The 22,172-nt window shown below is 68.8% G+C and carries 17 protein-coding genes and 1 other RNA gene; 6 read left to right on the forward strand and 12 right to left on the reverse strand.

Translation table 11 applies throughout. From position 1 onward, the window contains the following. Window positions 1–17: 17 nt before the first annotated feature. Window positions 18–1,715, forward strand: coding sequence for an L-lactate permease (locus tag ODI_RS16200; protein WP_067752099.1), 1,698 nt, complete (start codon window positions 18–20; stop codon window positions 1,713–1,715). A gap of 59 nt (window positions 1,716–1,774) precedes the next feature. On the opposite strand, the gene ODI_RS16205 is transcribed toward ODI_RS16200, so the two are convergent. From ODI_RS16205 to ODI_RS16225, 5 genes are all read right to left on the reverse strand, one after another. Beyond that, complete coding sequence (locus ODI_RS16205) at window positions 1,775–3,004, reverse strand: YeeE/YedE family protein (protein WP_067752102.1); 1,230 nt, start codon at window positions 3,002–3,004, stop codon at window positions 1,775–1,777. Between the two features lie 187 nt (window positions 3,005–3,191). After that, on the reverse strand, window positions 3,192–3,728 hold the full coding sequence (locus ODI_RS16210) for a carboxymuconolactone decarboxylase family protein (RefSeq protein ID WP_067752104.1): 537 nt from the start codon (window positions 3,726–3,728) through the stop codon (window positions 3,192–3,194). 28 nt (window positions 3,729–3,756) lie between these two features. Further along, window positions 3,757–4,551, reverse strand: a complete 795-nt coding sequence (locus tag ODI_RS16215; RefSeq protein ID WP_067752107.1) for an ABC transporter permease — start codon at window positions 4,549–4,551, stop codon at window positions 3,757–3,759. Window positions 4,552–4,555: 4 nt separating this feature from the next. Continuing rightward, entirely contained in the window at window positions 4,556–5,365 is an 810-nt protein-coding gene (locus ODI_RS16220; protein WP_067752110.1) for an ABC transporter ATP-binding protein, read from the reverse strand. After that, window positions 5,358–6,395, reverse strand: coding sequence for an ABC transporter substrate-binding protein (locus ODI_RS16225; RefSeq protein ID WP_067752113.1), 1,038 nt, complete (start codon window positions 6,393–6,395; stop codon window positions 5,358–5,360). Before ODI_RS16225 ends, ODI_RS16220 begins: the two co-directional genes overlap by 8 nt. Before the next feature lie 265 nt (window positions 6,396–6,660). Between ODI_RS16225 and ODI_RS16230 the strand changes: the two genes are divergently transcribed. The 5 genes from ODI_RS16230 to ODI_RS16250 all read left to right on the forward strand — a co-directional run bounded on the left by ODI_RS16230 (window position 6,661) and on the right by ODI_RS16250 (window position 12,545). Beyond that, window positions 6,661–8,949, forward strand: a complete 2,289-nt coding sequence (locus tag ODI_RS16230) for a phosphatase PAP2 family protein (RefSeq protein ID WP_082985251.1) — start codon at window positions 6,661–6,663, stop codon at window positions 8,947–8,949. A 312-nt stretch (window positions 8,950–9,261) separates the two neighbouring features. Beyond that, on the forward strand, window positions 9,262–9,819 hold the full coding sequence (locus ODI_RS16235) for a carboxymuconolactone decarboxylase family protein (RefSeq protein WP_067752116.1): 558 nt from the start codon (window positions 9,262–9,264) through the stop codon (window positions 9,817–9,819). Between the two features lie 14 nt (window positions 9,820–9,833). After that, complete coding sequence (locus ODI_RS16240) at window positions 9,834–10,634, forward strand: ABC transporter ATP-binding protein (RefSeq protein WP_067752118.1); 801 nt, start codon at window positions 9,834–9,836, stop codon at window positions 10,632–10,634. After that, a complete protein-coding gene (locus ODI_RS16245; protein ID WP_231968075.1) occupies window positions 10,631–11,548 on the forward strand; it encodes an ABC transporter permease in 918 nt (305 codons plus the stop codon). Before ODI_RS16240 ends, ODI_RS16245 begins: the two co-directional genes overlap by 4 nt. A 28-nt stretch (window positions 11,549–11,576) precedes the next feature. Further along, window positions 11,577–12,545: an ABC transporter substrate-binding protein gene (locus tag ODI_RS16250; RefSeq protein ID WP_067752124.1), complete on the forward strand. Its 969-nt coding sequence runs from the start codon at window positions 11,577–11,579 to the stop codon at window positions 12,543–12,545. A gap of 110 nt (window positions 12,546–12,655) precedes the next feature. Here the strand turns inward: ODI_RS16250 and recR are convergent, their stop codons facing one another. The 7 genes from recR to ODI_RS22345 form a co-directional block, all read right to left on the reverse strand. Beyond that, window positions 12,656–13,267: a recombination mediator RecR gene (recR, locus tag ODI_RS16255; RefSeq protein ID WP_067752127.1), complete on the reverse strand. Its 612-nt coding sequence runs from the start codon at window positions 13,265–13,267 to the stop codon at window positions 12,656–12,658. 15 nt (window positions 13,268–13,282) lie between these two features. Beyond that, window positions 13,283–13,609 carry a YbaB/EbfC family nucleoid-associated protein gene (locus tag ODI_RS16260; RefSeq protein ID WP_067752129.1) on the reverse strand — a complete coding sequence of 109 codons (327 nt, stop codon included), beginning with the start codon at window positions 13,607–13,609 and terminating at the stop codon, window positions 13,283–13,285. A gap of 50 nt (window positions 13,610–13,659) precedes the next feature. After that, the gene (locus ODI_RS16265; RefSeq protein ID WP_067752202.1) at window positions 13,660–15,747 is read right to left on the reverse strand and encodes a DNA polymerase III subunit gamma/tau; all 2,088 of its coding nucleotides are present in this window, start codon (window positions 15,745–15,747) and stop codon (window positions 13,660–13,662) included. A 72-nt stretch (window positions 15,748–15,819) separates the two neighbouring features. Beyond that, an RNA gene (gene ffs / locus ODI_RS16270) (signal recognition particle sRNA small type) lies at window positions 15,820–15,917 on the reverse strand. A 66-nt stretch (window positions 15,918–15,983) separates the two neighbouring features. After that, window positions 15,984–19,319: a UvrD-helicase domain-containing protein gene (locus ODI_RS16275; protein WP_067752132.1), complete on the reverse strand. Its 3,336-nt coding sequence runs from the start codon at window positions 19,317–19,319 to the stop codon at window positions 15,984–15,986. Next, window positions 19,312–21,996, reverse strand: a complete 2,685-nt coding sequence (locus tag ODI_RS16280; protein WP_067752135.1) for a PD-(D/E)XK nuclease family protein — start codon at window positions 21,994–21,996, stop codon at window positions 19,312–19,314. Before ODI_RS16280 ends, ODI_RS16275 begins: the two co-directional genes overlap by 8 nt. Then, on the reverse strand, window positions 21,996–22,169 hold the full coding sequence (locus ODI_RS22345; protein WP_157929781.1) for a hypothetical protein: 174 nt from the start codon (window positions 22,167–22,169) through the stop codon (window positions 21,996–21,998). Before ODI_RS22345 ends, ODI_RS16280 begins: the two co-directional genes overlap by 1 nt. Window positions 22,170–22,172: the final 3 nt, after the last annotated feature.

Raw genomic sequence — 22,172 nt, forward strand, 5'->3', positions numbered from 1 at the left:
CAGGAGGAAACATCCCCATGTTCGGCCCCGGACTGCTCGCCCTATTTGCTTTTTCCCCCATCCTGCTTGCGGCGATCCTGCTGATCGGCTTCCGAATATCGGCCAAGCACGCCATGCCAGCCGTCTACCTGCTGGCCGCAGCCGTGGCGCTGCTGGTCTGGGACATGAGCTTCAACCGGGTGCTGGCCTCCACCCTGCAGGGCCTGATCACGACGGTCGGCCTGTTGTGGATCATCTTCGGCGCCATCCTGCTGCTCAATACGCTGAAGCATTCGGGCGGCGTGGCCGCCATCCGCAAAGGCTTCACGACGCTCAGCCCTGACCGGCGCGTGCAGGCGCTGATCATCGCCTGGACTTTCGGCTGCTTCATCGAAGGCGCCTCGGGCTTCGGCACGCCTGCCGCCGTGGTGGCGCCACTGCTGGTGCTGCTGGGCTTTCCCGCCCTGGCCGCCGTCATGCTGGGGTTGCTGGTGCAGAGCACCCCGGTGTCCTTCGGCGCGGTCGGCACACCGATCCTGGTCGGCGTCAGTAGCGGGCTGAACGTGGCCGAGCTGCGCCCGCAACTGGAAGCGGCGGGCTCTTCGTGGCCAGCCATGCTGCAACTGATCACCAGCGAGGTCGTCATCATCCACGGCCTCATCGGCCTGACCATGCCTTTCGTGCTGATGGTGATGCTGACGCGCCTGTTCGGCAAGGAAAAAAGCTGGAAGCCCGCGCTGGAGATCCTGCCTTTCGCGCTGTTCACGGGCGTTGCCTTCGCCGTGCCCTCCATGCTGGCCGGCGTTTTCCTGGGCCCCGAGTTTCCCTCCCTGCTGGGTGGCCTGACCGGCTTGGCCATCGTCACCATCGCCGCCCACAAGCGCTTCCTGACGCCACGCAACACCTGGGATTTCGCCGACCCCAAGGATTGGCCCGCAGGCTGGATGGGCAACATCGCAATCAAGCTCGATGAAACCGCCGCCACCCAGCCGATCAGCCTGTTGCGCGCCTGGCTGCCCTACGTGCTGCTGGGCGTCCTGCTGGTTGCCTCCCGCATGATTGCGCCGCTGGGCGCCGCGCTCAAATCGGTCGCCCTGACGTTCACCAACATCCTGGGGGAAGCCGGCATTTCCGCGGACTTCCAACCGCTATTCCTGCCGGGCGGCATCCTGACCATCGTCGTGATTGCCACGTATTTCCTGCACGGCATGAGAGGGCAGCAGTTGGGCCGCGCGGTGAAGGAGTCGAGCACCACGCTGGTATCGGCGGGCGTCACGCTATTGTTCACCGTGCCGATGGTCCGCATCCTGATCAACTCGGCGGACAACGGCGCGGGATTGCCCGGCATGCCCATCGCCATGTCGGAATACATGGCCTCGCTGGTCGGCAGCGTCTACCCGATGATCGCGCCGGTCATCGGCGCGCTGGGCGCGTTCATCGCGGGGTCCAACACCGTGAGCAACATGATGCTCAGCGAGTTCCAGTTCGGCGTGGCCACCACCCTGGGCCTGTCAGGAGCGCTGATGGTTGCGGCGCAATCGGTGGGCGCGGCGGCCGGCAACATGATCGCCATCCACAATGTCGTGGCGGCTGCCGCCACCGTGGGCATGCTGGGCCAGGAAGGCACGACCCTGCGCCGCACGATCTGGCCCACGCTCTATTACCTCGTGTTGGCAGGCCTGCTTGCGACGATAGGCTTCTTCGTGCTGGGGCTGAGCGATCCGTTGTCGCGGTAACGGAAAAACAGAAGGCCCTCCAGCTGGAGGGCCTTCCTGATTGCCGCAACAGGCTGTGGTCAGCAGCCACTCGGCTTGGGCGTCTTTTCAACGGCCATGCCAAACAGCGGCCGCAGGTAGACCCCCAGGGCGCTGCCCGCGAACGCCGCCGGCAGCCACAGCCAGGCGTGCAGGCTGCCCGACAGGATGCCGCTGAAATAGGCGCCGATGTTGCAGCCGAAAGCCAGGCGCGCGCCATAGCCGAGCAGGATGCCGCCCACGGCGGCTGCCACCAGCGAACGGGCGGGAATGCGCCAGACAGGCGCGAACTTGCCCGCGGCGGCCGTCGCGGCCAGCGCGCCCAGGATCAAGCCGATGTCCATGACCGAAGTGATGTCCTGGCTGACCGGCGCGGTCAGCGGCGCCGGATTCTTGGCCCAGAAGGCCCATGTGGCGGGCTCCGCGCCCAGCAGCGCCGCGCCCTTGGAGCCCCACAGCGCGAACGCCGAGGTGATGCCCCAGGGACGGCCGGCCAGGGCCAGCGTGGCGAAGTTCAGCACGACCAGCGCCACGGCCCCCCAGACCAGCGGCCACGGGCCGCGCAGCAGCGAGGCAGGCTTCTTGGTGCCGCGCGCCGACGACACCAGGCCGCCGTGACGACGCTTTTCCAGCACGACGGTCAGGCCGGCAATGGCAGCGAACACCGCCAGGTTGGCCAGCAAGGCAGGCCACAGGCCCCAGGCCTTCACCAGCGACACAGGCTGCAGCGCGGGCAGCGTGCTCCACCATTCGAAGTTCAGCGCGGCCAGCACCGAGCCCACGATGAAGAAGAACAGCGTGACCAGCATGCGGGTGCTGCCGCCGCCCACCGCGAACAGCGTGCCGGAGGCGCAGCCGCCGCCCAACTGCATGCCGATGCCGAAGATGAAGGCGCCCAGCAGCACGGACACGCCCGGCGGCGACACGAAGCCGCTGACGGCCTGGCCGGCCAGCGTGCCCTGCGCCAGGAAGGGAAAGAAGAGCATCACGCCCAGCGCCAGCATCAGCATCTGCGCGCGCAGGCCCGCCCCCTGGCGGTCGGACACGAACACGCGCCAGGCCTGGGTGAAACCGAAAGACGCGTGGTACAGCACCGCGCCCAGCAGGGCGCCGACGATCCAGAGCGCTGCCTGGCGGCCGCTGACCGTGTCGGCCAGGTACAAGGCGCCGACGGCGATCAGGGCGAGCGAAACAAACAGCGTCTTGACGTTGAGAGGAAGGGGCGAGCCCGCTTGCGCGGTCGCGGGGGTGGCGGTGACGGTGGAACTCATGAAGGGAATGGGCGCGCCAGGGGCAGTCTGAACAATGAAGCCGCCAGCGTAACGCCGCCCTGGCCCGGGACGAACGACGGGATGGAGATTTGATTATTTCTTTTGGTTATTAAAAATCGAAAATCTCAAAGCAAAGGAAATTCTGAAAGGAGGCGGGCGCCCGGCGTCACCCGCCTCCCGCCGGCGCTCAATGCCCGGCGTTCGGATCGTCGTGGCTGTGCACCTGCAGGGCTTCCAGGAAACGCGACACCATGTTGTAGGCCGCGATGGTGGCGGTCAGTTCGATGAGGTGGCGGTCGCTGAAATGCGCGCGCACCGCGTCGTAGACGGGCGCGGGCACCTGCACCGTGCGCGTCATCGCGTCGGTATAGGCCAGCACGGCGCGGGCGCGGTCATCGAACAGATCCGACGCCTCCCATTTCTGCAGGGCGTCCAGTTGCGCCTGGCTCACGCCTTCGCGCAGGGCGATGGGGGCGTGCTGGTCGGCCTCGTAGGGCGCGCCATTCAGGTCCGCCACGCGCATGATGACGAGCTCGCGCAGGTCGCCCGGCAACGAGCTTTGCTGGCGGATGGCGGTCAGGTAGTTCAGCCAGCCCGAGGCGACGGGCGGGCTGTGCAGCAGCATCTGGTACAGGTGCAGCACGCTGCCGCGCTCGGCGATGATGCGCTCGACCAGCGGCTTGGCTTGCGGGTCGTCCAGGTTGGCGTAGGCAATGCGGGCCATGCGGAATCTCTCCTTTGCGTGAATCTTGCTAAAGCTTCTCGGTTTCGCCCGATTTCGGCTGCCACCGCATCAGCCGTTTTTCGGCGATGCCGACCACGCCGTCCAGGATCAGCGCGAACACCGTCAGCACCAGGATGCCGGCAAAAACGGTGTTGACGTCCAGCGCGCCTTCGGCCTGCAGGATGAGGTAGCCCACGCCGCTGGCCGAACCGAGGTACTCCCCCACCACCGCGCCCACGAAGGCGAGGCCCACCGAAGTGTGCAGGCTGGAGAACACCCAGCTCATGGCCGAGGGCAGGTAGACATAGCGCAGCAGGCGGCGGCGGTCCGCGCCCAGCATGCGGGCGTTGTCGAGCAGGGTGGGACTGACTTCACGCACGCCCTGGTAGACGTTGAAGAACACGATGAAGAACACCAGCGTCACGGCCAGCGCGACCTTCGACCAGATGCCCAGGCCGAACCACATGCCGAAGATGGGCGCCAGGATGACGCGCGGCATGGAATTGGCGGCGGTGATGTAGGGGTCGAGAATGGCGCTGGCGATCCGCGACAGGCCCAGCCACAGGCCCACCGCCAGGCCCGCGACGGTGCCGATGACGAAGGCCAGGACGGTCTCGGTCAGCGTCACCCCCAGGTGGCGATAGATGTCGCCGTTGACGACGAACCAGTTCCAGATGCGCGACCACACGACCAGCGGTTCGCCGAAGAAAAAGGCGATATCCGGATCGAGCGTGAGGACGTGCCAGCCGATCAGGATGACGGCCAGCAGGAGAAGTTGAACGGCCCGCAAGGCAGGCGTGCCGGGTTGGATTTTTTTCCACATGGCGTCAGGCCCGTTTCTGCTGGGCGTAGCCCTTGAGCACTTCTTCGCGCAACACGCCCCAGATGGCCGCGTGCAGCTCGACGAAGCGAGGATCGGTGCGCACCTCCGCCACGTCGCGCGGACGCGGCAGGTCGATGGCGAACTCGCCGATGGGATGCGTGCCGGGTCCGGCTGACAGCACCACGACGCGGTCGCTCATCGCGATGGCCTCGTCGAGGTCATGCGTGATGAAGAGCACCGCGCGGCGCTTGGTCATCCACAGGTCCAGGACCTCGTTCTCCATCAACTGGCGCGTCTGGATGTCCAGCGCCGAGAAGGGCTCGTCCATCAGGATGATGTCCGGATCGCGGATCAGAGTCTGCGCCAGCATGGTGCGCTTGCGCATGCCGCCCGACATCTGGTGCGGATAGCGCGACTCGAAGCCGCCCAGGCCCACGCGCTTCAGCCACAGCCTGCCCTCTTCCTGTGCCTGCTCGCGCGGCACGTTGGCGAACTCCAGGCCTGCCGTGACGTTGTCCAGCGCGCTACGCCAGGGCAGGAGCGCTTCGCCCTGGAACATGTAGCCGGCGCGGCGATTGATGCCGCGCAGAGGTTCGCCGAAGACCTTGACCGTGCCCGACGACGGCGGGAGCAGGCCCGCGCCGACGTTGAGCAAGGTGGACTTGCCGCAACCGGTAGGCCCCACGACGGAGACGAATTCCCCGGGGGCGACGGCCAGCGTCGTGTCCTGGACGGCCGTGTAGCGCTGGCCCGGGGTGCTGCGTGAAACGAAGGTGCAGGTAATGCCTTCGAGCGAAAGTGCCGCTTCAACCATCGGGGTATCGCTTGTTCGCCACGTCGGTGAACTGGTTGGTCCACACCAGCGCAGGGTCGATCTTGTCGGCCGGGAAGTCGGGCAGGTAGGCGGCCAGCGCCTTCAGGGCCGTGGCGGCGCCATCGGGCGGGATGCGGCCGTCGGGCGACAGGCCGTCCATGCTCTTGCGCACGGCGGCCTTGTAGACCTCGGGCTCACCCAGCAGGAAAGCGGCCGGCACCGACTTGGCGACCTCGTCGACGCCCGCCTTCTGGATCCACTTGTCGGCACGCACGATGGCGTTGGCCAGCGCCTGCGCCGACTCGGGGTTGGCGTCCAGCCACGATTGCGGCGCGTACAGCGAACCGGCAGGCATGTTGCCGCCGAAGATCGCCAGCGTGTCCTTCATCGTGCGAGTATCGGCGATGGTGCGCAGTTCACCCGACGCCTCCAGCATGGAGATCACCGGGTCGGTGTTCGAGATGGCATCGATCTGGCCGGTGCGCATGGCGGTCACGGCGCCGGCGCCGGCGCCCACGCCGATGATCGCGACGTCGGACACCTTCAGGCCGTGTTGCGCCAGGAAGAAGCTGACCAGCATGTTGGTGGACGAGCCGGGCGCGGTCACGCCGATCTTCTTGCCCTTCAGGTCGGCGGGCGACTTGTAGTTCGCCATCGTCTTGTTCGACACGCCGAAGCCGATCATGGGCGCGCGGCCCTGCAGCACGAAGGCGCGGTACATCTGGCGCTTGGATTGCATGTGCAGGGTGTGCTCGAACGCGCCCGACACCACGTCGGCGCTGCCGCCCACCACGGCCTGCAGGGCCTTGGAGCCGCCCGCGAAGTCCGAGATCGTGACGTCCAGGCCTTCATCCTTGAAGTAGCCGCGCTGCTCGGCGATGGTCAGCGGCAGGTAGTAGACCAGCGCCTTCCCGCCGACGGCGATGTGCACTTTCCGGGTGGCGGCCTTGGCATGGACCGAAAAGGGAGCAAGCCCCAAGGCGCCGGCGGCGCCCGCGGCCTGGAGCAATTGACGACGAGTGACGGCCATGATGACGTGTCTCCTGGTGTTCTTGTGAGCAGGCGCCTTATGACGATCCGGCTGGGAATCGGCGCCTTGCATGGCCCGGCACACGCGCTGGCGCGGCCGGGGCCGGGTCATCATACATCAGGGATCACGGCGCGCCGGGGGACGCTGGGGAAGTCCCTTAGGGAGAAGGCTTAACGTTTTTTAAGCATTGGAACAGGAGCATGTCACGCGACAGTCATGCGCGTTCCGCAGAATGGGCGCCCTTCTGTTTATGCCGAACTATTTCATGCCCTCCCTGCCTTGCCCCGCCCTTCGCCCCACCTCGCTGCCGGCACTGGGCCTGCGCGCCGTCTCGCTGGCCGTGCTGCTCGCACTCGCCGCCTGCGGCAGCAGTTCCGATGACGATGACAACGCGACGCAAGACCCTGTCGCCATCGTCGTGCCCGAGGCGCCTGCCGGCCTGGGCACCCTCGACACCGCGGACGCGCCCGACGCCACCATTCCGGCCGGCCGCACCGACGTGCCGACGCGCCGCATCCACGCCCTCGTGGACGGCTCCAAGCGGGGCGCGGCCAACGGCGGCGTGAACGTGATCGACCCCGTGACCGGCTACTCGCTGAACAACGCGGGCTACCCCTCGGGCTCGGGCGACTCGTGCTATGCCGATGAAAACACCAACCTCAGCATCCGTCCGCTGAAAGGCTTTCTGGCGATCTGGAAACCCGTCACGCCCTACATGGATGCCTATCAAAGCCCGCTGCCCACCAGCAGCGTGACGACCAAGGAAGGCTACAGCTTCCACTGCCCCGCCATTCCGGTGACCATCTGGTCGGGCATCCCCGGCGACGGCACGGACGGCGTGATCCTGAACCCCGCGCTGCACAAGGCCAATCTGGAGTATTCGGGCAAGGTGACGGCCAGCGGCTACCGCAATGCGGACAAGGCGCTCGCCGCCTATCTGGACGATGCGCGCGGCAAGAACTACAGCGTCAGCACCGGCTTGGGCCCCCTGGCTGCCGCCTGGCACACGCTGGCGAAGCAGGAGTCGTATATCGACGCCGTCCCCACCGGCGGCACCTGCCCCGACGGCAACGTCGGCAGCTATCCGTTCTGCAGCGCCCCTGACGACAACAAGTACAACGTCGGCGAAGGCGCCAGCCATGACAAGGCCGCCTCGGTGGCCAGCAATGCCGCGTTCGGCCTGGTCACGAACTTCGTGATGCGCGCCACCAACGATGGCACGGCCTCGACCAACCCCACCAAGTACTTCTACAAATACGCCCGCCCCTATCGCTGGAACGACGCCGGCCTGAGCCCGGTGCCCATCACGGTGGCCCCAGGCCTGGAGAACGCCCGCAAGCAGCCCGGCGTGGCCAGCGACAACGACATCCGCAAGGACAGCGACTTCCCCAGCGGCCACACCGCCGAAGGCGTGCGCGGCGCCTATGCCTATGCCTATCTCGTGCCGCAGCGCTTCCAGGAAATGCTGGCACGCGGCGTGGAGCTGGGCGAGAACCGCATCGTGGCTGGCATGCACTCGGCGCTGGCCGTGATGGGTGGACGCATGAACGGCGAGATCGCGGCACTGAACCTGATCAACCGCATCCCCCAGGAAGAGCGTGACGCCGCCTATGCGCAAGCACAGCAGGCATTGCGCGCCGCCATCGTGGCCACGACGGGCGACGAGGCCGCCGCGACGGATGCCGGCTTCCAGGCCTACGCACTGTCCGACGCGGGCAAGGACGCCACGGGCCCCTTCGACACCCCTTACGCGACCCACGCCTGGAACAAGGCGGAATACCGCCGCGTGCTGACCTACGGTTTCCCCCAGGACCTGAGCAAGGCAGGCCAGCCCGCCGTGGTGCCGGAAGGCGCCGAGACGCTGCTTGAAACCCGCCTGCCCTACCTGAGCGCGGCGCAACGCCGCATCGTGCTGAAGACCACCGCGCTGGATTCCGGCTATCCGGTGCTGGATGACGAGGAAGGCTTCGGCCGCCTGAATTTCTTCGACGCGGCGGACGGCTATGGCGCGTTCAACGGCGACGTCGAGGTCACGATGGATGCGGACCTGGGCGGCTTCCACGCCTCGGACGCCTGGCGCAACGACATCACGGGCCAGGGCAAGCTGACCAAGCTGGGCACGGGCACGCTGGCGCTGGGCGGCAGCAACACGTTCAGCGGCGGCACGGTGGTGAGCGCAGGCACGCTGGTGGCCACGAACCCGGGCGCCCTGGGCGCCGGCGTGGTGTACCTGAACGGCGCGGGCACGCTGAAGCTCGACGCGGGCAAGGCCTCGGTGAACGTCGGTGACAGCTACGTCCAGACGGGCACATCGACACTGGACGTCGTGCTCGACGCGGGCCAGGGCGCGGCGCTGCAAGTGGCCGGCCTGGTGACGCTGGACGCGAACAGCGTGCTGCGCGTGCGTGGCGTGAACGGCGCGCAGGCGGGACAGGTCGTGCCGGTGATTGCCGGGACGTCGCTGCAGGGGACGTTCGGCAAGGTGGAACTGCCGGATGGGGTGAATGGAACGCTGGTTTACAGCGCTGGCGGGGTTGGGCTGAGTATCCAGTAATTTTTACTGCTTGGGCGGGAACAGCAGCCCTTTGCAGGACTGCGCCCCCGAAGCTGGGTGACCCAGCTTCGGGGGCCCGTCACGGCGCGCGTGTGCTTGCTCGGCGCCGACCGGCGTGCCGGCGAGGCATGGAAAAAATTTAGGTTTAATCATTTTAGATATGAGCTAATTTTTTTTGTTTCGTTGGCCGGTGCAGATGGGATTCCTAAAATGGACACCTTTGCTGCGTCCGCAGCGTAGCGGGAGCCCTCGAGGCTCTCATTTTTACCGTGCGGTGCGCCACGCCCGCGCCGGTGCTACCTGGAATTTCCTTTGTCCCGCCTTGCCCCCCTGGATCAGGCCACCCTCGATCCCGATACCGCCACCACACTCGCGCACCTGCTGGACAAGTACGGTCCCTACAGCAACATGCTCAACGCCTTCGCCCGTCGGGGTCCGGCGCTCAAGCACCTGTTTTCCTACCTGGTGCAATCCAGGGAAGACGGCCTGATATCGCCGCGCCACTTGGAGATCGCCCTGCTCACCGCGTCCAAGGCGCACGCCTGCCACTACTGCGTGAGCCTGCACACGCCCAAGCTGGCTTCGCAAGGCATCGGCCAGGAGGCCATCGACAAACTGCTCGAGCCCGACGTGCCTGGCCTGGACGAGCAGGACCTGCTGGTGCGCGACTACGCCATGCTGGTCACGCTCACGCCCAACCGCGTCACCGACGAATTCCACGCCCGGCTGCGCCACTTCTACACCGAGGAGCAAGTGGTCGAGCTGACGATCCGCATCGCCCTGTGCAGCTTCTTCAAGCGCTTCAACGAGGCGCTCGAGGTGCCGGACGAGGACATCGTCGCGCTCGAACTGGACAGCGCCAAGGCCTGAGCCCGCTGCTGCCCATGACCGCGAACGCTCCCGCTCCCAAGCTGCAGGTCCGCGACCTGCACAAAAGCTTCACGACGCCCGCTGGCGTGGTCCCCGTGCTGGACGGCATCAGCCTGGATGCCCGCAGCGGCGAGTTCATCAGCATCATCGGCCCGTCCGGCTGCGGCAAGTCCACGCTGTTCAACATCCTGACCGGCCTGCTGAGCCACGACGCGGGCACGATCGCGCTGGACGGCCAGCAGTTGCGCGACCTGCGCGGCCGCGTGGGCTACATGCTGCAGCGCGACCTGCTGATGCCCTGGCGCACGGTGCTGGACAACGTCATCGTCGGCCTGGAAGTACGCGGTACGCCGCGCAGGCAGTCGATAGAGCAGGCGCGCGAATACCTGCACACCTTCGGCTTGCTGCAGTTCCAGGACAGCTATCCCAAGGCGCTGTCCGGCGGGATGCGCCAGCGCGTGGCGCTGGCACGCACCCTGCTGCCCGATCCCGACGTGCTGCTGCTGGACGAACCGTTCTCGGCGCTGGACTACCAGACGCGCCTGTTCCTGGAGACCATGCTGGTCGAGACCGTCAGCCGCAAGGGCAAGACCGTGGTCCTGGTCACGCACGACATCGACGAGGCGATCGCGCTATCGGAACGCATCTTCGTACTGAGCGCCCGGCCGGGCCGCCTGAAGAGCGAGCACCGCATCCAGCTCGATACCCGCTCGCCGCTGGAAGCGCGGCACGATCCGCGTTTCTCCGGCTACTTCGACCTGCTCTGCCAGGAACTGGACATCCAGACCGGGCAGGCGGAAAAGGTGGCGGCATGAGCCCGCCGGGCCGCCCCAAGGGCGAATACCGGAGTGCGAAGCACGAAGGTAGTCCAGTGAGCGCGCCGGGCCGCGTCAAGCGCGAAGACCGGAATGCACGGCATGAAGGCAGACCGGAGAGACGGCGCGCCGCCCGTACGCGGCTGCCGGTGCTGGCCACGCAGTTGATGATCCTGGCCGTGCTGCTGGGCGCCTGGGAATTCGGCGTGCGCAGCGGCACGGTCTCGGCATTCCTGTTCGGCTCGCCGTCGGGCACGCTGGAATCGGCCTGGCGCATGATGGAATCGGGCGAACTGTGGGAGCACGCCAACTACACGCTGTGGGCCTCGGTCGCGGGGTTCGTCATCGGCACGGTCGTCGGCACGGCGCCCGGATTGGCGCTCTGGTATTCGCCGTTTGCCGCCAAGGTCGTCGAACCCTTTCTCGTGGCGATCAACAGTGTGCCCAAGATCGCGTTCGCACCGCTGGTGATCCTGTGGTTCGGCACGGGCGTGACATCCAAGGTGGCGCTGTCGATCTCGCTGACGTCCATCGTCGCGTTGCTGGCGGCCTTCCAGGCCGCCAAGGACGCCGATCCGGACCTGCAGAAGATGCTGATCTCGCTGGGCGCGAGCAAGTGGCAGATATTCTCCAAGGTTGTCATCCCGTCGTCCTTGCCCTACGTCATCAGCACCTTCCGCATCAACATCGGCTTCGCGCTGGTCGGCACCGTGGTGGGCGAATTCATTTCGTCCAAGTACGGCATCGGCCACGTGATCTTCGTCGCCTCGTCGCTCTACGACCTGAACACCGTCTGGTGCGGCATTTTCTTGCTGATGCTGCTCGGCTTCGTGCTGTACGCGGGCGTGGATATCGCGGAGGCGCGCCTGCTGCGCTGGAAGGATCAGACCTATGCCACCCATTTCAAGCTTTGATCCCCGTCCCTCTCTGGAAGCGTTTCCCATGAAGACCCGTTCTTTCCTGCGCCTGGCCCTGGCCGTCGCCGTCTCCTCGCTGTCGCTGGCCGCGCATGCCAACGACAAGGCCGTCGTCTCGGCCGCCTTCAAGTCGGTGTTCTACCTGCCGGTCTACTTCGCCGAAGAGCACGGCTACTTCAAAAACGAGGGCCTCGACGTGCGCATCGACGTGGCCTCTTCATCGACCAATGCCCTGGCCGCTGTCATTTCGCGCAGCGCCGACTTCTCGCTGCACGGCCCGGAATGGACGGCCATTTCTGTTGGCCGCGGCGCACCCGTCAAGGTCGTGGGCGGCACGCTCAACCGCCTGGGCGTGTGGCTGACCTGCAAGTCTGACTTCCGGTTCGAGGGTTTCAAGAGCCTGTCTAGCGCAACGATCTCGACGGGCGCCATGCCGACCACCAGCACCTCGGCATTCCTGAAGCTCATCAAGCAGGCCGGGCTCGACGCCAGGAAAGACCTCGACATCCTCGAGGTGCCCATGGGCAATGAGATCGGTCCGCTCAAGTCAGGCCAAGCCGACTGCGCGGTGTTGTACGAGCCGGGCGCTTCACAAGCCGAGGCACAGGGCTACAAGGTGGTGTCGGCCTTCTCGCGCGAGATCGGTCCCTATACCTTTTCGGCAATTTCCACGCGCCAGGACATCGATCCGCAAGTCGCACGCAAGTTCGTCTCGGGCATCGACCGCGCGCTCAAGGCCATCCGCAAAGACCCCGAAGCGGCCGTGGCCAGCGGCATCAAGCTGTTTCCCAACCTGGACAAGGAAGTCGTGCGGGCCTCCGTGGTACGCCTGATCGACGACGGCGTGTTCGCCGATTCGGTCGAGCTTCGCCAGCCGGCGCTCAACGACGCTTTGCAGACGCAGGTGGACCTGGGCAACCTGGCGCGTATTCCGGCAGACGAGAAATGGCTGGATCTGTCCTGGGCCAACGAGATCGCCGGCAAGACCTACTGATCAGTGTCTGAACTACAGCGCGGCGCAGACGGCCTGCCACACCCCGGTCTGGCAGGCCGTCGCGCATCCGGGCGTGCCGCGACCCAGCGTGGCCATGCCAGGCGGGCGTATCACGTCGCCCGGCGCTCCATCAATGCCCAGGCGATCGTCCCGGCATCCACGTATTCGAGTTCGCTTCCCGCCGGCACGCCCCTTGCCAGGCGCGTCACCGACAGGCCTCGGCTGCGCAGCAGTTCGGCCAGGAAGTGGGCGGTGGTTTCGCCTTCGGCGGTGAAGTTCGTGGCCAGGATGACTTCCTGGACCACGCCGTCACAGGCGCGCGCGATCAGGCGTTCGAAGTCGAGTTCGCGCGGGCCGACCCCCTCCAGCGGGGCCAGGCGGCCCATGATGACGTAGTACAGGCCACGATAGCCGTGGCTGGACTCGATGACGTTCTGGTCCGCGGGGGTCTCGACGATGCAGAGCTGCGTCGGGTCGCGGCGCGGGCTCAGGCAGGTGGCGCAGACCTCGTCTTCCGTGAAGGTATTGCAGCGCTGGCAATGCCCCAGCCGCGCGATGGCGCCCGACAGGCAGTCGGCCAGCAGGCCTGCGCCGGGACGGTCGTGCTGCATGAGGTGATAGGCCATGCGGCGCGCCGAGCGCACGCCCACGCCCGGCAAGCGCCGCAGCGCCTCGATCAGCGCCAGCAGCGGCTCGGGCTCTGGCAGGCTGGGACGGTCCATGGGCGATACGGGGGATCAGAAGGGGAACTTCATGCCGGGCGGCATGGGCATGCCGGCCGTCACCGAGGACATCTTCTCCTGGGAGGTGGCTTCGGCCTTGCGCAGCGCGTCGTTGAAGGCGGCGGCGACCAGGTCTTCCAGCATGTCCTTGTCCTCGGCCAGCAGGCTCGGGTCGATGACCACGCGCTTGACGTCGTGACGGCAGGTCATGGTCACGGTGACCAGGCCGCCGCCCGAGGCGCCGTCGACGAGGATGTCGGCCAGGGCTTCCTGGGCCTTCTTCATGTTTTCCTGCATCTGCTGCGCTTGGCGCATCAGGCCGGCGATCTGTCCTTTCATCATGGCGATTGGATTCCGTTCAATGAGCGTTGAATGAGATGGCGCCGCGCGTCTTACGCGGCGGGCGGGATGTTCACCGGCCGGATCGTGCCTTGCACGATGTGCGCGCCGAAGTCGCGCATGAGGGCCTGCACGAAGGGATCTTCGTGGATGATGGTTTCGGCGGCCTGCTGGCGCGCCGCGATCTCGGCCTGCGCCACCGCGTGGGCGGTGCCGTCGCCGGTTTCGCCGAACTGCACCTCGAGCTGCACGTGGCCGCCGAAGTGTTCGGCCAGCGCCTGGCGCAGGCGTTCTCGGCCCGGCGTGTCGGCCAGGGCGCGGGCGGCCACGCGCAAGGTGATCAGGCGACCGCGCACGCCGGCCCACTCGCTTTGGCGAGCCAGTTCCGCGGCCAGGCCGGTGACGGGCAGGCGCGCGGCCAGGGCATGCCACTCGCCTTTCAGTTCGATGGGGCTTTCCCCCGCGGCGGCGGCGAGCGCAGAGGCAGCGGGCACGGCCACCACGCTGCCGGTGGCGGCAGGCAGCACCGCCTCGCGGCTGATGGGGTGCGCGCTATCAGGGACCGGCCGGTAGTCGTCGAAGCCGGCGGGTTCATAGCCGCCGTCGTAGTCGGGCGGCGGGCCGTCATCGGGCATGTCGTAGCCGGCGTCACCCGCGTCGTACTGCACGTCGTCAGGCGGCTCGGGTTGGGCGGGCGGCTCGGGCGCGCGCGCGCGCGCGGCGGCGGGTGCCGGCGCGGCAACCGGGGGCGTAACCGAAGCGGGCGCTGCGCTGGCAGGCACGGGTTGCGCGGCCACGGGCGCGGTCGGCCTGGCGGCGGCGGGGGGATCCTCCCAGGCCGGGGTCGACACCGGAGCCGGGGCGACTGCCGGTGCAGCCTGGGCCTGGGGCGGCGCTGCGGGCGCGGCAGCCGGCGCAGGCACCACCACCCGCGCCACGGCGGGCGTGGGCGCCAGCGGGGCCGACGCCGCTTGCGCGGTTGCGGCGGCAGCCGGCGCAGTCGCAGGCGCCGTGGCGGCGCCTGCGGCAGGCGCGCTCAGGCGCGGCGCGGGCGGGTCGTCGCCCAGCAGGGCCAGCATGCGCAGGCACGCCATGACGAAACCGGCATATTCATCGGGCGCAAGCGCCAGCTCGCTGCGGCTGTGCACCGCGACGGAGTAGAACAGTTGCAGGGTATCCGGGTGCAGCACGGTCGCCAGGCGGGCGATGTCCTCGGCCAGCGGGTCGCCCTGCGTGGCGGCGCCGGGCACCCGCTGCTCCACGGCCACGCGCGACAGCAGCACGGCCAGGTCAGCCAGCGCGCCGGCATAGGACAGGCCGCGGGTGTTGAGTTCGTCCGCCACGGCCAGCACGGCGCTGCCCTGCCCCGCCGCCAGCGCGTCGAGCAGGCGCACCAGGTGCCGCTGGTCGATGGTGCCCAGCATGCCGCGCACGGACTCTTCCGTGAGATTGCCGGCGCTGTACGCAATGGCCTGGTCGGTGAGCGACAGCGCGTCGCGCATGGACCCGCCGGCCGCCTGGCCGATGAGGCGCAAGGCGGGCACGTCGAAGCCGATGGCTTCCTCGGCCAGCACATGCTGCAAGTGGCCCACGATGGCATCGGCCGGCATCTGCTTCAGGTTGAACTGCAGGCAGCGCGACAGCACCGTCACCGGGATCTTCTGCGGATCGGTGGTGGCCAGGATGAACTTGACGTGGGGCGGCGGCTCTTCCAGCGTCTTCAGCATGGCATTGAAGGCGTGGCCGGTCAGCATGTGCACTTCGTCGATCATGTAGACCTTGAAGCGGCCCGCGCCCGGCGAATAGACCGCCTGTTCCAGCAACTGCGTCATCTCGTCGACGCCGCGGTTGGACGCCGCATCCAGCTCGAGGTAATCCACGTAACGGCCCGCGTCTATCTCGGTGCACGCGCGACAGACGCCGCAAGGCGTGGCCGTGATGCCGGTTTCGCAGTTCAGGGATTTGGCGAGGATGCGCGAAAGCGTGGTCTTGCCCACGCCCCGGGTGCCCGTGAAAAGCCAAGCATGGTGCAGGCGCTGGGTGGTGAGCGCATGCGTGAGTGCACGCACCACGTGGTCTTGCCCGACCAGGGTATCGAAAGACCGCGGGCGCCACTTACGGGCAAGTACCAGATAAGTCATGCCGGGATTGTAGGGGATACCCAGGCCGCACGCTTGCGCCGCAGGCAAGGTCACGGCATGGGCAGAAATGAGAAAGGCGAGCCTGACTTCGGCACTGGTTCCGCACGACTATGGCTGCTTCGTTCCCGACCTGACCAGATTTGTCGCCGAACCATGCGAAGGGGCCCGCCACCGCTATTCTAGCAGGCTTGCGCGTTGCGTTCTTTCAGGCGAGCGCGCCGGTGATGTCCTGCCTCTCAGAATTCGATCCAGATGTCCGCGCGCGGGAAATACAGCGCCGCCTTGACCGGCCTGGCGTCCAGCGCCGCCACCTGCGCCACGTAGCGGCGCAATTGCTCGGCATGGCGCAGCCGCATGCGCGCGGTGAACGCCTCGCCGGACTCGTGCTGGCGCGGCACCGAGGTCTTGTAGTCCACCACCAGCCAGCCCGCGTCGGTATCCAGTGCCAGGTCGATCACCGATACCTTGCCCGCCAGGTCCAGCAGCGGCCACTCGCGACGCGCGTGCCCTTGCGACAGCAGCCAGCGGCCGCGTTCGTGGCGTACCGAGGCCTGCAAGGCATCCAGCACGTCTTGGGCCGCTGCGTCGGCCGTGCCGTCGGGCACGCCCACGCGCGTCAGTTGCCGGCGCATGCGCGCCAGGTTGGCGGCCAGGTGCTCGGCGGGCCAGGCATCCAGCCCATCGCGGCCGATCTGCGCCAGCCAGGCATGCACCAGGGTGCCGACGCTGGCTTCGTGGCCGGCCTGGGACTCCCACAGGCTGTCGCCCGCCGCGGCAGGCGGCGCCAGGGGGGCTGACAAGGGAGCGGGCACGGCGTGTGCGGCCACGCGCCGCAGCGGCTCCCCGCGCAAGGCGGGAGCCCCCGCAGCCAGCGCCGCAACGCCGTCCATCCGGGCCGGCGCCTGCGGCGCAGCCAGATGCGGCCACAAGCGCGCCAGCAGGCTGGTGGCGCCCGGCGCGCGCGCGCCGCCGTCCTCGCCGGGCGTCAAGGCCGCCACCAGGTGCAGGCGCTCGCGGGCCCGCGTGGCGGCCACGTACAGCAGGCGGTCTGCCTCGTATTCGGCGCGGCGGCGCTCGCGGCGCGCCAGGAACAGCGAGACCGGATCATGTTCCTTTTCCGCGCGCGCCTTCACCGGCCCCAGCAGCACCCTGCCCTCGCTCTGCTCGAAACGCACCAGCGGCGGCTGGTCGCCGCGCGGGGCGCGTTCGAGGCCGTACAGGATGACCGTGTCGAACTGCAGGCCCTTGGATTTGTGCATGGTCATGATTTCGACCGCGGGCCCGTCGGCATCCGAGGACGCGAACAGGCGCGCCACCGCGGCATCCAAGGCGTCGGTGTCCAGGCCGCCATAGGGCGCCAGGCGCTCGACCAGCCGCAGCAGGCTCTCCGTATCGCGCACGTCGCCCGCGCCGGCGTACAGGCCGGTGCCGCCGAGCAGGCGCCAGATGCGCTCGACCCAGGCCGCGAAGGGCACGCCGCCCGACGCATTGCCCTCATCCAGCAGGATCGAGGCCGCGCGGGCCAGGCGCGCATGCTCATCAGCGGCCAGCACGGCGCGTGCCGGCTGCGTGCCGTCCTCGCCCTCCGCCAGCGCACGCGCCATCAGCACGGGCACAGGCAGGCGATGATCGGCGCCGAAAAGCGCATGCAGGCTGTCCAGCGTCAGGCCGCACAGGGGCGAGCGCAGCACGGCGAGCCAGGCCAGCCGGTCACCCGGATGCGACAGGGCGCGCACCAGCTGGACCAGGTCGGCCACGCACTCACGGCGTGCCAGCGGCACCAGTTCGACCGCGCGGCTGGGGATGCCGTCGCGGGCCAGGCGGCGCGTGAGGCGCCCCAGGTGGCTGCGCGCGCGCACCAGCACCGCCACCGGATGCGCGCTGTCCGCGTGCGCGGCCAAGGCCTCGCGCGCCAGTCGCGCGACGCAGTCGGCGCCGGGATCGGGATCCTGCTCGTCAGGCCAGACCGCATGGAATTGCAGCGCGGGGCCGTCCATGGCGGCATGGAACGCCGCCGACGGCGCGTAGCGGATCGCGCCCGTCACGGCGTCATCTGCCGGAGGCAGCACCTGCGCGAAGACGTCGTTGACCCACGCCACCACGCCCGCCTGCGAACGGAAGTTGTCGGTCAGGGACAGGAAGATGGGACGCAGGGCGCCCAGGCCCTGGTCGCGCACATGCAGGAACAGGCCCACTTCCGCCTTGCGGAAGCGGTAGATCGACTGCATGGGATCGCCCACCAGGAAGAGCGTGCGGCCATCGCCGTCCTGCCAGCCGGACGTGAGCGTGCCGACCAGGTCGATCTGCGCCTGGCTGGTGTCCTGGAACTCGTCGATGAGCAGATGACGGATGGAGGCGTCGAGACGCAGCAGCAGCTCGCCTGGATCGTCGGCCCGGCCCAGCGCAGCCTGCACGCGTTGCGAGACCTCGATGAAGTCGACTTCTCCGGCCTCGGCGAACTGCAGCTGCAACTGTGCGGCAGCCAGGCGCAAGGTCATCAACTGCGCGCCCAGCACGTCCCACTGCGCATCGCTGAAACCGGGCTCGGGCAGGCCGCGCACGCCATCCAGGCGGGTGACCCACGCCGGTGTGCCCACGTCGCCATGCTCTTCGAGCCACGCGGTGAAGGGCGCCTTGTACGCGCACTTGGCCGGGAAGCCCAGGTTCTTGTTGACGCCACGCGGACTGCGCAGCCCGCCTTCCTTGGTCAGCAACAGGTGCGCCAGCGCGCGCCAGCACGCCAGGGAGTGCGGGTCGGATGAAAACGCGGCGCCATCCCAATCGGCCAGGGGCGCCAACAGATTGGGCAGGCCTTCTGCGGTCAGGTTGTCGCAGGCCAGCCTGGCCGGACCGGACAGGGATTCGGCCCAGCCGCGCGGCATGAGGCGCGCCAAGGCCCGCAACTCGACGGCCACGGTGTCATGCAACGCGGCTTCCAGCGCCTCGCGATCATCACCATGGCGCAGCAGGGGCAGCCACTGATCGCGCTGGCCCAGCATGGCGGACAGCGCGTCGCGCGCCGCGCCAAGATCCATGTCCAGATGCGCCAGCAAGCGGCGCACCGCGTCGAACGCCTCGTCTTCGGCCAGGGCCAGCGTGGCCTGCGCCGCCTTGTCGTAATGCAGGCGCGCATCGTCGGCGATGCCCGGCATGCCGCCCATGCCCGACAACCACGGCATGCTGCGCAAGAGACCCGCGCAGAAGGCGTCGATGGTGCGCACCCCCAACCGGGCCGGGTGACGCAGCAGGTTCCAGCCCTGCTGCGCATCATGCGCCAGCGCACGGCGTGCCAGCGTCCAGCTGCGGCGGGCATGCGGCGCTTCGGGTTCAGGCTCAAGACCACGCGCCAGCTTCTCCAGCACGCGCGCGTGCATTTCGGACGCCGCCTTGCGGGTGAAGGTGATGGCGACGATTTCCTCCGGCCGCGACACCGTCGGCAGCAAGGCCAGGATGCGATCGGTCAGCAGTTCCGTCTTGCCCGAGCCAGCGGGCGCCTGCACCAGGAAGGACTGCATGGGATCGAGCGCGCGCAGGCGCTCGGCGTGATCCTGCGGCAAGCGTTCTTCAGTCATCGCCGCCGTCCTCGTCCAGCTCCAGGTCCAGCCGCAGGAAGGGCTGGGCATCGCAATACGTCAGGTCATCGGTGCGCCAGGCGACATTGTCGGCCACGCCTTGCGCGAACTCATCGGCCAGCGTTTCGATGGCCGCGCGCCAGTGCGCCAGCACGCCCTGCCAATCGAGGCCGCCGAAAGCCTCGGCATCCGATGGCGCGGCCACGCCCTCCAGCCCGAGGTCGGTGTCGGCCATGCCCTGCACCGCGACCTGGCGCGCGTGGATCTGCGCCAGCAACAGGCCCGCCACGTCCGCGCCCTCCTGGCGCGCGATGACCGCGGCATAGAAGGGCAACTGCAGGTTGACGGGCCGGGCACGCGCCCAGTCCGCCAACGGCCGCCCGGGCGCCCCGCCGGTCTTGTAATCCAGGATGACGCGGCTGCCATCGGGCAGGGTGTCCATGCGGTCCAGCCGCAAGGACAAGGACAGCGGCCCGCGCTGCCAGTCGTAGGCCTGCTCGATCTGCGCAACGGCAAAGGGCAGGCGCTGCGCCTCGATGGCCAGCCAGTTGGCCAGCACGACGCGCGCCCGCGCGCACTCCAGCGCGCGCAGGGCCTCGCCATAGCCGATCAGTTGGTGCGCCGCACGCGTCACGGCGGCATCGATGCTGGCGGCCAGCGTCCCGCCCGCCATCGCCGCATGCAGGCCATCCTGGTCGCGCAGGTCGTCCCAGAGGATTTCCAGCGCCTCGTGCAGGAACTGGCCGCGCACATTCATCGCGCCGGGTTCGGCATACGGCTGCATGGCGCGGGCGCCCAGGCGATGGCGCGCGAATGCCCACAAGGGATTGCGCGCCTGCGTGTCCAGCACGTCCAGGCCGCCGGTGGTCTGCGCGCCTTGCGCCAGCGCGGGGCCGCGCGCGTCCTGGAAGGTTTCCACGGGCAGGGCCTGGGCCTGCGCATCCTGGACCAGCAAATCGATATCGTCAGGCAGCCCGGCGATCAGCGGCGAAGGCCGCAGGTCGCGCTCGCCCTCCCGCTGCGCGCAGCTCACCACGATGTCGGGCGCGGCGCGCAGCAGGGTGGCGTACATGTCTTCCGCCCACTGCCGCTCGCGCTCCGGCGTGGCGCGCGGCGCCTGGGCCTGGCGCAGGGCCGGCAAGGGCAACAGGGGATTCGGGCGCGGCGCGGCAGGCAGCACGTCGTCGGTCAGGCCCAGCACCCACACGCCGTCCCAACGGCCGCCCTCGGCTTCCAGCAAGCCCAGCACGTCCAGCCGCGCATTGGGATCGCGTTGCGGCTGGAAGGGAGAGTTGCGCGCCAGGCGCGCCAGCAGCTGCACGGCGGCCGCGCCATCGAGCCTGCCGGTGGCCGGCGACAAGGCGGCATAGCGATCCAGCGATTCGCCCAGTTCCGCCAGCACCTGGAAACCGGTGCTGTCCAGCGGTGACGGGCCCGGGAAACCCAGCGCGGCCAGGGCTGCGCGCAAGCGTCGGGCCCACAGGTCTGCGCCTACGCGGCGCGGACCGTCCTGCCAGGCGGCCACGGCGTCCCGCCAGGCCCGCTGCAGGCGCGTGGCCTGCAGGTCGATGAGCTCGGCTTCCCAGTCGTGCGCATTCAGGCGCACGATGCCCCGGCGGCGCCAGCGCACGTCCAGCGCGGCGCGCGCGCCCTGCTCGATGCCTGCGCCCGCGCAGTGCCCCGCCAGCAGGGCAGCGCCCAGCACGCGCGTCTCGCAGGCGCCGTATTGCGTCATGTCGGCCAGTGCCGACAGCCATGCCAGGGCGGCGCGCACCGCGGGCCACTCCACCAGTGGCGGCGCCACCGCCACGTTGAAAGGCCTGGACGCGCCCTCGTCGCCATCGGCCAGCGCCCGCGCCAGCACCCGGCGTGCCAACGGCGCGTCTTCCTCCAGCTTGGGCGACACGATGGCATAGCGCCCCTCTGGCGACGCCGACAACTGGCGCGCCGCCCAGGCCGCCGCCTGGCGCCACTCGGCGCCGCGATCCGCGGGCTGGCAGCGGCGCGGCACGGCCTGCGCATTCTCTTCTTCGTCCAGGCGCAGCACCTGCGCGCCGCCTTCGGCGAAGGCCAGCGCCAGGCGGCGCAGGCGCGGCGACGGCGTCGCGAAGCCCGCCATCACCACATGCCCGGGCGCGGGCAAGGCGCGTTGCTCCAGGGCCTGCAGCACGCCCGCATAGCCCTGGTTGGCATCCTCGGCATCGAGTTCGCCCAGGCGCGCGCGATAGGCGGCGCGCCAGCGCAGAAAACTGCGGTATTCGTCGGTGGCCATGCCCTCTGGCACGCGCACGGCCCATTCGTCCGCCAGGGTGTCGGCGTCCATGGCCAGGCGCGCGGCCTGCGTGGCGTCCAGCAGCGGCTGGTCGGCCTCGGCGCGGCGGATCACGTCGGTCCACAGCGCCTGGGCCGCAAACGATGACAGGCGATAGGCGGGCACCTCATGCTGCGGCAGGAAGGTCAGGGCATGCGCGGTTTCTTCCAGCCAGGCGGACAGCGGCACGATGCGCGGCAGCTCGGCCACGCGCTTTTCCGCGTTCAGGTGGCGCACCCACTCGGTCACCAGGCGCCGGGCGTGGCGGTTGTTGACGGTGAGCACCAGCGTGCACGCGGGCGGCAGGTCGGCCAGCCCGTCGCGGGAAATGCCCAGCAGGTCCCAGGCGGTGATGTCGGGCTGCATCAGAAGCCGCAGAACGCGGCCACGGTTTCCCAGTTCAGCATCATGCCGGGCTGCATGTAGCCCCAGAACCCGATACCCAGCACGGCGGCCAATGCCAGCCCGCCGGCCACGAGCAGCCAGCGCCGGCGGGCGGCGGGGCGTGGCGAAGAGGCGGACGGGGCAAGAGGCGTCATGAG

It is taken from the genome of Orrella dioscoreae, assembly GCF_900089455.2.
In the GTDB taxonomy this organism is placed as follows: domain Bacteria; phylum Pseudomonadota; class Gammaproteobacteria; order Burkholderiales; family Burkholderiaceae_B; genus Orrella; species Orrella dioscoreae.